General features: G+C 46.5%; 8 protein-coding genes and 3 pseudogenes. 5 read left to right on the forward strand and 6 right to left on the reverse strand.

The genetic code is table 11. From position 1 onward, the window contains the following. Positions 1 to 169: 169 nt before the first annotated feature. The 4 genes and pseudogenes from C1N64_RS08050 to C1N64_RS08065 all read right to left on the reverse strand — a co-directional run bounded on the left by C1N64_RS08050 (position 170) and on the right by C1N64_RS08065 (position 2,248). The gene (locus tag C1N64_RS08050; protein WP_394515389.1) at positions 170 to 1,318 is read right to left on the reverse strand and encodes a tyrosine-type recombinase/integrase; all 1,149 of its coding nucleotides are present in this window, start codon (positions 1,316 to 1,318) and stop codon (positions 170 to 172) included. 134 nt (positions 1,319 to 1,452) lie between these two features. Next, positions 1,453 to 1,545 (reverse strand): annotated as a pseudogene (locus C1N64_RS08055) (helix-turn-helix domain-containing protein); the annotation flags it as partial. 100 nt (positions 1,546 to 1,645) lie between these two features. Next, positions 1,646 to 2,016 (reverse strand): annotated as a pseudogene (locus C1N64_RS08060) (MT-A70 family methyltransferase); the annotation flags it as partial. Then, positions 1,979 to 2,248, reverse strand: a complete 270-nt coding sequence (locus C1N64_RS08065; RefSeq protein WP_394515526.1) for a hypothetical protein — start codon at positions 2,246 to 2,248, stop codon at positions 1,979 to 1,981. The pseudogene C1N64_RS08060 and the gene C1N64_RS08065, both read right to left, overlap by 38 nt. A gap of 589 nt (positions 2,249 to 2,837) precedes the next feature. Here C1N64_RS08065 and C1N64_RS08070 point away from each other — a divergent pair. The 3 genes from C1N64_RS08070 (at position 2,838) to C1N64_RS08080 (ending at position 5,896) form a co-directional block, all read left to right on the forward strand. Beyond that, positions 2,838 to 3,131, forward strand: a complete 294-nt coding sequence (locus C1N64_RS08070) for a hypothetical protein (protein WP_394515390.1) — start codon at positions 2,838 to 2,840, stop codon at positions 3,129 to 3,131. A gap of 207 nt (positions 3,132 to 3,338) precedes the next feature. After that, positions 3,339 to 4,289, forward strand: coding sequence for a hypothetical protein (locus tag C1N64_RS08075; RefSeq protein WP_394515391.1), 951 nt, complete (start codon positions 3,339 to 3,341; stop codon positions 4,287 to 4,289). A 518-nt stretch (positions 4,290 to 4,807) separates the two neighbouring features. Further along, complete coding sequence (locus C1N64_RS08080; protein WP_394515392.1) at positions 4,808 to 5,896, forward strand: acyltransferase family protein; 1,089 nt, start codon at positions 4,808 to 4,810, stop codon at positions 5,894 to 5,896. 245 nt (positions 5,897 to 6,141) lie between these two features. Here C1N64_RS08080 and C1N64_RS08085 read toward each other — a convergent pair. Next, positions 6,142 to 7,244, reverse strand: a pseudogene (locus tag C1N64_RS08085) (IS3 family transposase); the annotation flags it as partial. Between the two features lie 207 nt (positions 7,245 to 7,451). Here C1N64_RS08085 and C1N64_RS08090 point away from each other — a divergent pair. Next, complete coding sequence (locus C1N64_RS08090) at positions 7,452 to 7,898, forward strand: hypothetical protein (protein WP_058701129.1); 447 nt, start codon at positions 7,452 to 7,454, stop codon at positions 7,896 to 7,898. Between the two features lie 1,332 nt (positions 7,899 to 9,230). Here C1N64_RS08090 and C1N64_RS08095 read toward each other — a convergent pair. Continuing rightward, the gene (locus C1N64_RS08095) at positions 9,231 to 9,440 is read right to left on the reverse strand and encodes a hypothetical protein (protein WP_033738740.1); all 210 of its coding nucleotides are present in this window, start codon (positions 9,438 to 9,440) and stop codon (positions 9,231 to 9,233) included. Positions 9,441 to 10,962: 1,522 nt separating this feature from the next. Here C1N64_RS08095 and C1N64_RS08100 point away from each other — a divergent pair. Further along, positions 10,963 to 12,564 carry an ArnT family glycosyltransferase gene (locus C1N64_RS08100; protein WP_263756872.1) on the forward strand — a complete coding sequence of 534 codons (1,602 nt, stop codon included), beginning with the start codon at positions 10,963 to 10,965 and terminating at the stop codon, positions 12,562 to 12,564. Positions 12,565 to 12,576: the final 12 nt, after the last annotated feature.

Raw genomic sequence — 12,576 nt, forward strand, 5'->3', positions numbered from 1 at the left:
AGTACTCATTGATAAACCACAGTCATGGTGGTGAGCACTTTGTTAAGGGGGCATATCTGGGGGCAGATCACAAATTGAAATGGAAAAAAATACATAAAGAACATAAGACTAGCTAGAAGGTTTGAATCCTGTAGGGCCAATATATTTCAATGACTTACCTCCTTTATCTTTAAGCCAGTTTTTCAATGTGGGACAGATTTGTGACACGACTGCCAAAAATCGCGTCAATTTGCCTCGCATGCTCTGTTAAGTGGTTAGGTGCCAGATGAGCATAACGCTGTACCATTTCGATACTTTCCCAGCCGCCCATTTCCTGCAATGCCGACAGTGGCACTCCGGCCTGAATCAGCCAGCTCGCCCAAGTGTGCCTCAGGTCATGAAAGCGGAAATCCTCTATGCCTGCCCGTTTCAGTGCTGCGCGCCACGCAGTATTTGAATCGACACGCATCTTCCTGATGCTTGCCGTAGAGGTGCCGTCATTTCGCTTTACCGATTCGGTGTGAACAAAGACCCATATGTTGTGCTGGCCGATTTGCCTTCTCAGTACCGACTCAGCCATATCATTCAGCGCTACGCCAATAGCCCTGCCTGATTTGCTGTCCTCCGGGTAAATCCAAGCCACTTTTCGCTGCAGGTCAATCTGCCGCCATTTCAGATCGACGATATTGGAACGGCGCAACCCTGTCGCCAGGGCGAACTCTACGGTAGACTTGAGTGGTTCCGGGCATTCATTTATCAGACGCTGTGCTTCAGCGGGTTCGAGCCACCGCACCCGCTTATTTCTTTTCTGAGGCACCTTAATGACCGGTGACTTCTCGATCCATTTCCATTCGCGCTCAGCGGCCCGCATAAGCGCTTTCATTAATGCCAGGTGCTTAGCCTTCGTCGATGTTGATACGGCCTCAGGCTTATATGTGCCGGCATCGATTCCTTTTTTAGCCATGGATATGGCGTGCTGATCAAACCTTTCCTTAGCCTTCATGTTGGTCATCCTGCTGACTGCGGCGTAAATCTTTGCCTCAGTGATATCCTTCAGCAAAACTCCTTCGAAATGCATGAGCCAGAATCCAATCCGGCCCTTGTCAGCATCAAGAGATTTCTTGTGCGCCTGTTCTTCCAGCCAGCGCAGGCATGCCTCTTCAAACGTTACGTCCGGGAAATCCCCTAGACGCTCTATTCGCCAGAGCTCTGCCTTTCTCCGATCGTGCAACTCCTGTGCCTGCTTTCGGTCCTCTGTGCCAAGAGATTCTTTAATGCGCTTCCCGCCTGGCGTCGTGTAGCTCCCGTACCAGACGGAACCTCTGCGTAAGATCGACATGATTTTTTCTCCTCATGTGCATCTGCCGCGCTCACGATAACAGTGTGCATTGGATTATTGAGAGCGGCAATACATGCCTGGCGGGTTAAGAGATAGGGTGACTTCGGTTTGCTTGGGTCCTTGCGCGTTGCCATCAGGCGTCCGGTACGTATCCATTGCTGACACGTAGGCCGGGAGATACCGAGGAACGCGCACGCCTCATCCATAGAAAGGGCGTAACTTTCCATATCTACTCCTCAGGTGGCTTGCTGTGTTTGAATGCGTAAATGAGAGCGATGAGAAGGGCGAGAGTGAGTATGTCACCCGGGTCGGCGGAGATGGCAATGTTCATGCAGCAGCGCTCTTGCGTATAACTTGCTCGAAACCTCCTGCCGTTAACCTGACGCTGGTATCCATCTCATTACCCCACGAATCCCAACCCTGATCGGCGGTGCGGGCGAACAACTCAATAAGCGGCAAGTCGCCTATAAGCTTTAACAGGCTGTCACGAATAATCTGTGGCTTGGCACTGCGCTCCATGCGTGGCGCGCTGATGTGCTGGCATATGGGTGCATCCATGCGTTCCGAAAGCCGCCCTTAAACGCAAACAGGCAATCTTCGCTGTTAGCTTGCGTCATGTGCCCCATTCCGATCGCGCTGTTCCATTTGCGCTTGTTTATCTTATGCCAGGTGAATCCCTTCATTGTCATAAGACGAAAACGGGAAGATAATCCAGACATCAACCATATCAACCACCACGGCCAGCAATAACGTCTTTTCCTTCCCAATTGCTTTTCCGACAGCATGTAGGTCAATCGTCTGCCAGCAGCAGGATATTAACCAGACAAACATTATTGGTTGCATCCCGATCAGCAACTCGCAATTCCGAATCAGCGCATGGCAATGGAACGGAAACGGATTTGGATTCACAGCAACATCGGGAACGTTCATATCTCAGGGCGATTAATATGTCGATTTCAGATACCAGATATGCAGCAAAATACGCCCCCATCGCAGAGGTGGCAGTCTCGCAGGCAAAGATGTATGCAGACAAACTGGACAGCGCCCCGGACTATGCTTCACAGGCGACCGCTTCAGCTGCAGATGCGGCATAGTCTGCTACTGTGGCAGTTGCGGCTGAGTCCACATTCAATAACTACGTCATCGCAGCAAGCCAGTACGCAAGCCAGGCAGAAGCATCCGCGCAAACCGCAGAATCAGCAGTGGGCAGAACGCTTCGCGTGCCGGAATCGGCGGGTATCAGCGCGCTTCCGGCATCAGAAGACTGACACTCATCTGTAGTTTCATTCCACTCTTCAGCGAATGCCGCAGTTAAACCGCTCGCAGACTTTGCTATCCTCGAATCAAACGGAAAGATACCCGTAGAGAACATTCCGGCCATCGCACTGACAGAGGCGTTCGTGGTAAGCAGCCAGGCTGCAATGCTGGCACTGAATGCGCAGGTAAGTGACATCGCAAAACGAACTGACAAGGGGTATTCGTTCTGGCTCAACTGCTCGCATCAACCCAGGCAAACTGGGTGCAACTCAATGATGACATCCTTGCCCAACTCTCTCAGTCTGGAGGCGCTGCACAGATTAGCGCAGTAGGGAAAGCCAGTGCGACAACCAATTTTCCAGCTTTATTGGATCAGAAAACGTATGCATTAGATTTGTCGGCCGTAACAGAGGCAGCGCTCGTTGGCTACCAGAATCCATCCTCATCTGTCAGTGAGCTGGTAAAGACTGCCCTGGATAAACTGAACATGCGCATCATTTGTGTGGCTGATTTTGGGTTTAAAACTGATTCAAGCGATAATGCTGATGCTCTCTAGGTGTTGGGCCAATTCATTTAAAATGCCATAGTTCCTCTGTATATCATTTCCCCCAAGGGCGTCAGCCTTGTTGGATCGCAGCAATTAGCCGGCGCAACCGGGCAGTCATATTCATATACACCTTCTTATTTCTCCCTTCCATGGGGAGACCTTGCAGATCGCGGGTGGTTCTCGGTTCATCGCACAGACAACGATATCACCCTCGACATGTCGGGATCGACGCTGAAAAGTAACAGCTGGATGAAGCAGGGCAGCTTCGATCCTGTAACCGGAGCAGCTTATAACCCCGCATCAATGCCTTTTTACAATACCGACTGTCAGGCCAGGCATGGCTTTATCATGAATTTTTATAAGGCAACAAAGCTGGAGGTTATTAAAGGTAAAATCGACGGGAACATGTCAGTGGCCGTGTGGGGCGGTAATTATGTTGACGACGGCTATCAAGTTCCTTCATACAACCTGTGGGTAAATGAATGCAATGGCATCAGAATGGATGGCCTTCTGTCAGACAGTTCACCTGTAGATGGCTTTTACATCAATAATGGTGTAGACACAAGCGCAATCAGTCCGCTGTCTAATTACAATCAGTCCGTTTTCAGCAACATGGTTTCGACAAATTGTGGTAGAAACTGTTGGTCATATACCGGGGGCCATGATGACATTTTTATCAACCCGACAGGCTATGGGGTGGGCAATCTGGCATATGGCATTGGAAGTCACTTCTCCGCGCCTCATGCGGAAGTTGATATCGAAAGTGAAGCAGGAGCGATAGTAAGGCTGAAGGTTCATAATCCAGAATTTACGTTTGGCGGCCTAGCAGGAGTGCAAATATACAGCCCAAATAATAATATTAATGACATTTCTTTTGACGGTGGGATTATACACTCCCCAACTGGAGGTCTGGCGTTAAACAATACCAGCAGGAAGGTTGCATTCCGCAAGGCGCAGTTTATTGGATCGGTCTCAAGCCCTACCGGTTCTGCCACTAAGGCACTGACACTTGAAGATTGTGAAATTTATAACAGGGTAGACAATGATTATGTTACCGACTTCGGTGTAAAGGGCGTATTTCAGACAGTTATTGATGTTGATATTCACTATGAGATACCAAATTCAACAGTTTCTGCCGTGGTTATATATATGAATGATAACCGGTGAGTTGGTTCAGGCGGGTCTATGGCTCAATTCAGAGGGATTACGCTTTACGCATCCGGTTATTCTGCAAACCAGACTGTGCAATTTGGCTCGGTTCAGTATTTCCGCGATGCAAAGATATTTGTCAATTCTGACATGACGGGGATCAATTCGGTTGCTCTTTACATGAAAAATAGTTAGCACGGATCATTTGGATACGCCACTAATTCAGCCTATGTTAGCTTTGGCGAGTCGATGGAAAAAAGGCCGGATACGAAAATCTGGTATGACACATCTGTAGGTCTGTTATTAAACAATATCTACCCATCAATTGATAACAAAATGACGCTGGGTAAAAACGGACAGGAGTTTGTTAAAATATTTATAAATCAGGGCATTCAGCTATGCAGCCTTGCAGCCACAAATGGTTGATAACCGTAAGTAATTCATGCGAGGTTACTGCAACGGCAGTGTCATAAATCTGTTTACGTATTAGTTTGGTTTATGTATTATCGCCCGATGTTATCTGTCGGGCGTAATTCATGATTTATTCTATAGCTTATGCGAGAGGGCTTGCGGCGCTTTTTGTTCTTCTTTTCCATTTCAGGGACTATATAAACGGAGTATATTCACAGGCCAATCTTGGGGAAATACTTTTTGGTCCAGGTGTGTCAGGTGTTGACATATTCTTTGTTGTGAGTGGGTTTATTATTGTTTATTCAACGAGGAAGATAGAAAGTCGTCCGGCCGCAAAATTCATAATAAGGCGCGTATTCAGAATATATCCGTTGTTGTTCTTGAGTGTTATTTTATTTGTTTTCGTAACTCCCACTGAATACTCAGCAATCCAAATAATAAAGTCACTCATACCCTATCATCTTGACTATTCTCAGGATGCACCTTACTTCGGGTATAATGTTTATGTTCCCGCATGGACAATAACCTATGAAGTGATATTTTACGCAGTATTCGTTTCTTCCATGCTTATCACCCACCAATTCAGGGCCTACGTCTGCTCATTAATTATTTTGCTTATTTTTCTGTACTTTAATACTCACTTTTCTGATGGAGTAAGTCTTGATGCACATGATTCTGTGAGTATCAGTTACCAGCATTTTGGTGCTGGTTTCTTCTATATTCTTTCGTCACCGATGATGCTAGAGTTCATTTTCGGAATGATGCTTTGTGAAGTTTACGAGAGATCAGGCGATCTCAAAGGTGAGTTTTTTATAAAAGCATCTCGGGCTTACCTCTGGTTTTGCTTTGGCGTATTTATGACATTCTGGTTTTCGTGGTGGTCTTTTGGTCATGGTCCTTTGAAATTTGGTTTGTGGGCGGTAGTGATCTTACCTGCAATACTTTTCTATGAAAAATTTAATGAAATTAAAGTGAGTGGCAAGATTTCATTTTTAGGTGATATATCTTATTCACTCTATATGACCCATATCGTCGTGGTTTACGCTCTGGGTTGGTATGCGGATTACATACCTCTGTATAAATCACTGAGTGGATTTGCGAAGCTGTTTTATGTGTCAACGCTATGCATTGCCATTGCCTACCTCTGTCACATCGCAATAGAAAAGCCAATGCACAGGCTATCAAGGCGGATCATCAGCAGTTTAGACAACTGATCTTGAAGCTGTCCTTACTATTGAATTGAAAGAAAAAGCCCGGGCGACCGGGCAATAACTATTCCGTTCCTCTCTGGGCAGGATTACGGGATATGTGACTAAAGTTTAGTCATCAACCGTAACCCCCTTAAAGATAAATTCTCTTTGCCGCCAGTGACTTTACAAATATCCCATCAGAGATATCGCCATGCCACGTCACGACGACACACGGGTCTCATTTCATGTGAATCGCCACGGATAATCCAGACACTTCCGAGCCGTTGATAATATTGGTTTTTGTATTCTGCCGGTGGTATCTGATTGCTCGAACCATGCCGACGCCCACAGTTATAAAACATTTCGATGTAATCAAAAATATCGCTGCGGGCATCTTCCCGTGTTCCGTAGATCTTTTTCTTAACCCGTTCGCGTTTCAGTAGCTGGAAAAACTTTCCGCAACCGCGTTGTCATGGCAGTTACCGCGACGACTCGTGCTGCCTTCCAGACTGTGTGATTTCAGGAAAGATTGCCACTCATGGCTCGTGTATTGACTGCCCAGATCAGAGTGAACCAGTATCTGTTTTTGAGGATTACGCCTCCGCACTGCCATAAGTAATGCGTTCAGGACAATATCTTTTGTCATGCGGCGTTGCATTGACCAGCCGATAACTTTACGGAAACGTCAACCACCACGGCCAGATAAAGCCAGCCTTCGTGGGTTCGGATGTAGGTTATGTCCGCCATCCAACGCTCATCCGGTGAGCCCGGATTAACCTGCCGCTGGAGCCTGTTGGGTGCCACGACACTGGCTTCGCCTTTACATGCCCTTAGGCTACGGTACCCAACCTGAGTTTTATTCCGGCACGATTCATCAGCCGCCAGACCCGGTTCACTCCATACTGCTGCCCGGTATCACGCAGATCGAGATGGATCTTGCGATAACCATACACGCACCCAGACTCAAACCAGAACTGTTTGATCTGCCCGGTTATCATCTGGTCTGCCTGGTGACGCTGTGAATGTGGCTGCTAAAGCCAGAAATAAAATCCACTCGGATGGACGTCCAGAACCCGACAGAGCAAACGAACAGGCCAGCAACGGCTGTTGTCGCGGATAAAGGCGTACCTCAGTCAGACAGTTTTGCGAAGTACGCCGCGGCTTTTTTTTTATAATTTGCGTTCGTCTGTAACCCGCTTCAATTCTTTCTGAAGACGGCGGATCTCGGCCTGAGCATCTGTCTGTTCATTATTAATGGAAGAATCAGGACCGTACTTTTTTAACCAGGCATAGAGACTGTGGTGATATCAAGTCTGCTGGCGACGCTTGCGATGGAGTGACCACGTTCATCGACCTGTTTAACCGCTTCAATTTTGAACTCGTCGGGAAACGTTTACCGCTCATGGGTACCTCTCTCTTTTAAGTCATCTTAAATGACTTTCAGGAGTCTGTTAAACCTGTGGCGATTCACAGCGATGATCTTGTTTAGCCTTTAATGAGTAAAATTTATCAGCTTAACGAATGAATTAGACATCGATATATATAAGACGCTGATTAACTCTGTTTAGGAAATTTATATATGTTTAATTTCATAAAAGCCTCAATCGTTGCATTTTCTGTTGTCACATCATTTTCTGCCATGGCGGGCTGGCAACCTTATAAAACCGTCACTTTGGATGGATATAACAATACCATTCCCGGTGGGAGTTTTTACAATGAAACTAATGTGGCTTCTGGAGTGTATCGTTTTCGTATTGACCCGGAATCAGCCGGCGTCGATTACGCAACGGGGCAGGCAGGAAACACACGTTCTAAATCTGCTGCTTTAATGATCTACGATCGCACTACTACTTCTGATAAATCAGCCGCTGTAAGTTTTTATGGCTTGAATGATGATGGGCTTGAGGCTTCATCGCTTATGCATGCTTTTCCACAAGGTGGTGGATTTGATTTGTATCTACAGGACTGGCAACGTGCAGATAATTCTGGCTCTGTAAGCGTAATTATCGAAAAGTGGCAAAATTAACGTTGCTCTGAAGCGTAAATAGCATCAGGCGCTCTGTATTCAGAGCGCTAATTTATTTGTCGTCTTTTATATCTCTTTGGTTAAATTATAAATATTTCATGTGGTTATAAAAGTGAATTATGAAGATCGCGACCTGGTCTACCAAAGATTACCACTAAAACAGGTCATTAATAGCAGGATGTTACATTAAAGCGGACCATGCTTATCTTTAAATGGAAATTAATAATTTAACCTAACTCTTATACAATTAATGGGTTGATAAATTTATGCCGGGTTTTCCGTCTGTTGATGTGCTAAGGATAATCCACTCAGGCTGATGAGCACGGAGAATGCGCCACTATCAAGATTCACCTCACTTTGAATGAATCAGATTTGTGACAGGAGTTAAATAACATTATGGTGCCGTTAGTGCGATTTACTCTGTTAGTGCTGTTATCGCCATCGTATTGTCATATGGCCATGCTCATACTCATCCGTACAGGGAACATCATAATGCTACGGCAGTGCACATAGTTGCATGCTGCTCATGATGAACTGTTCGATGCTGGTCTTAGCAAAAAATGTTGAGAAATGAACAGGCGGACAGGTAATTTTTCTGCTCATAAGTATAAACCCGTTATCAGGTTTTAACGATTGTCACATCGTTATTATCCGTAGTCGATGCGGAAAGTTTTTATCACCTACAATTACTATCGTAGGGTCAGTACTAAGGACCAGTGCTTTTAGCTAATGACTGAAGGTAAGGGTAAAAAAAATATGTACTGTTTCTGGGCGCAGTTCACCTGAAAGATTTCGAAAATGGATGTGTCTTTCTGACCGTTCGGTTATGCGGTTTCTGTGGGGCAGAGATATAGCGACTTTTGTCATCAGGTCTTTCATCGCCGAACGTATTTCAACGGTGCCAGGCCTTAGGTATGGAGAAAAACATAATGCAGCCATTAAAGAGTGAGAACCGGCCAAAGCTGACCCCCGCAATGCTGTTACTGCCATTCGACATTTTAATGCTGTCTCAGCGTTTCGCTAAAACGGGTCACAATAAGCACGTATCAAAAGACCGTAATTTACTCGCTTCAATCAGAATGTCTCCGCGAGTGATAAACGTGGTGCTTTGTATCGTTCTGCTACTGCTTACGGGCTGTACCGGCACGCTGAACTGAGATGTATAAGGATTTTGACGGGTCAGGCAGCACTATACCCGGTTTTACTGGAGGGATTTCCAGCGTTATTCAAAAAGCAAGCCATGAAAAAACACCTACTGACTGTCGTTGCGTGTATAAAAACGCGGTTAGCGTCTCGATCGTTAAGACCGCAGTCAGCAGGCAAAGAACAGAATTACTCTGGGTCGGAGACCGAAGCGGAAGGCTTCAGTTTAACGACAAAGTGTTCTTTTTTTAGAATTTTTGCCCCTTTATCACACCAGTGATCGGTGAATCTGAAAAACTCATCCGTGGTCAATTCAAAACACAACTCAACATTCTTAGCCAGTCCTTTGGACAGTAATTCATTAGCCTGTTCTAAAGAGTGGGCTTTTGTCGTTTTCATGTAACAACTCCAGTGCGTTTAAGAAGAGCGTGTATAACCCCTCAGAGAACCTATCACAGGATGATGACAATTATACGACGATGTAAAACATACGTGGGTCCGGCGGAAGAGAATTCAGTGAAACCAGGAGAAGGGCTGAACTGGCACCAGGTGCTGTACGTGGAAGGGCAGATCGGCTCAGCTTGCAGCGCAGCATACTCGGTTAGTATCAATTTTTCTGATGGTTTTATTCTTTCCGGGGGCAGGGAGTCAGTCTGAAGGCGTTTGGAAACGACGTGCTTGCAGAGCATAATGCTGCTCAGGTGTTTGTGTGGTTAATTAAAGGTGATGAACAAAAAACTCAAGCGCAATCCGAAGTTAGCTTGAGAGGGTTCTCGCTTATGCATCTGATTACAAAGTGATAACGCTCCCTTTGCTATCCTTTAGTATAGTTTTGTTTGATCTAAAGTCTAGTTGTTATGAAGGAGGTTAAGGTTCAATATAATTTATGATTTAAAAAAGAAACCCCCACACCACCAGTGGCCTCGGAAACCTCAAGGGTTGATGTGAGGGTGGCTAACACAGCCAACACCAGGGAATACTCCGCGCTCATCATACACTTTTTATAAGAAATAGATAAATTTTTTTGAATGGTTATCAGCCCTGCTCGTTACAGGGCTTTTTTCGTTTAAGCGTCTCATAATGCTTCTTAGTCAATGGGCGACTTGCCTCGCTCTGGCTCATATCTGCACCTTTTCAGAAAGGCGTTAGATCCTGTGATCGTATTGCGGCAAAGGGCACTTAGAGACGTTCGTCTTTAGGTCCGAATAATAGGTGATTTAATGGTGCCTCAGCTGACTTATTGACGGGAACATTTCGTGCTTTCTTTAAACGGAAACACTATGCCAGATGCTTCTGCTTTAGTGACGCGTTTAACACATCTATCATGATCAGATCCCGTAATTGAACCGGACCCATAAGTCATTATTCCGTTCTTTACATTCATCTTTTTAGATTTGATGGTGGCTCCTCATCAATTCTTATCCTCAATGTCAGTCTGGGCTAAGCGTTTAAACTCAAAGCGCAGAATGTTTATTTCTCGTTTACTTCCGCTTCTTTATCTTATTAACAGTGAATTTTTTGTAAGCCCGGAGCTCCGGATGTTCAAATCCTCGCACTAATAAGCGCTTATAAACTTCAAAAAGTGCTGAGCGGATAAAGGGATTCAGCATTTTGCTTAAGAAGCACATTTTGCATCTTTATTAAGCCGTTTCTGTAAAGATTTTTGCGAACAGACATAGAGCTTATACACCGTATTTTTACTCTAAAAGTCGGTAAGACAAGCGAGTAACGCGTGAACACAAAACATTTTCAGGTTATTTTTCCTGCAACACGGGCCGCTGCCCCGGATGCATTTATACCTCTGACATCCACAGACAGCAGCGATACTCGCACGCAGCGTATTACGACTCTCTTTCCTCTTGCGCAGCAAATTCCCTTATTTTTATGCTTTATTATTTTTAGCTGCTGGTTATTACCAGGATTGGTAGGACATGAACCCTGGAAGCCTGACGAAGCTTATACCTTTGGGTTAATTCGCCACATCGCGCAGACCGGTGACTGGGTAGTGCCTACGCTGGCAGGTGAGCCTTTCATGGAAAAGCCGCCGCTCTATTTTGTGGTGGCGTCGTTTTTCCTTCGGCTGTTCAGTCCGTTATTAGGCGAGCCGGATGCAGCGCGTCTGACTACAGGCTTCTTCATCCTGATCGCCTGTTACGCTATTGCACTATCTGCCAGAGAGTTACTGGGTAAGGGCGCCGGACGCTGGGCTGTTCTTATTCTCTTTGCCTGCGTCGGTTTTCCCATTCGGGCGCACCAGATGATTACCGATACGGCTTTGCTGGCGGGCGGCGCCATCGGCATTTATGGTTTCGTGTTGGGGATTCGACGCCATGTTGCTGGCGGCATTGTACTGGGCGTGGGCGCTGCCGTTATGTTTCTCTCAAAGGGGCTACTGGGTCCCGGGATTCTGGGAGTAACGGCGATGGGGTTGCCGTTGCTCAATACTGAATTTCGCAGCAGGCGCTATGTCATCTTTTGTGCCATTGCTTTTTTGGTTTTCTGCCCACTGGTCGCGCCCTGGCTTTACGCGCTCTGGATGCGTTCAGAAAAGCTGTTTTCAACCTGGCTTATGGTAAATAACTTTGGCCGATTTGACGGTACCGCCAGACTGGGTCCGAAAGCGAAGCCGTTCTTTTATCTTAAATTGCTTCCGTGGTATGCATTTCCAGCGCTTCCTATGGCGGTATGGTGGTTATGGCGCAGCGGGGCAAACGGCATTAGCCCGGCAGTCAAAGTCCTGTTGACGTTTTTTGTGGCAGGTTTTGCTACATTGTCTGCCGCCGCAGATGCACGCGAACTCTATGCCATGCCGTTGTTGCTGCCACTGGCAATATTAGCGGCGGGGGCGTGTCAACGAAAAGCGGAGTGGGCTGAAAAATTGCGGCCCTGGTCTCTGGGCCTGTTTTGTCTGCTTCCTGCGGTGATGTGGGGCGCGGGGATCATACTGATAACCGGTTGGCCTGTCCCGTTATGGAATAAGTGGGTGGTGCCAGGCGCACCTGGATTTATGCCTGAGTTCCATCCGCTTATGTTTAGCGTGGCACTGCTGGTTACCCTGATGATGAGTAGCATCGTGTTTTTCCATCGGGCAGCGCGACAAAGCCCCTTATATATCTTCACTAGTTGTATAACCCTGTGCTGGGTGTTGGCCATGACGCTCGGCATGCCTTATCTGGATTATACGAAGCGTTATTCAGACGTCTTTATCCCGATGCGAGCCTGGCTGCCTAAAGATGAGTGCGTAGCCAGTCGGCACCTTGGCGAGCCACAGCGCGCGTTACTGGAGTATTACGACGGCTTAGTCACGCTAAGGGAAGGAAAGCACAGAGGTGCCTTTCGCTGTCACTGGCTTCTGGTACAGCACGATAAAAAGCATCCGCAGGAATTTGTGGATGGCACGCTTGTCTGGCAGGGAGAAAGACCAGCAGATAAAGAAGAAAGTTATCAACTTTATCGGCTTGATGGCCAGGACATTTTTTCTTTAGCGCCAACTGTGCCTGGGATAGTCTCACAGGCACAGTGATATCACCTACGG

Source organism: Pantoea sp. SGAir0215 (genome assembly GCF_043543215.1).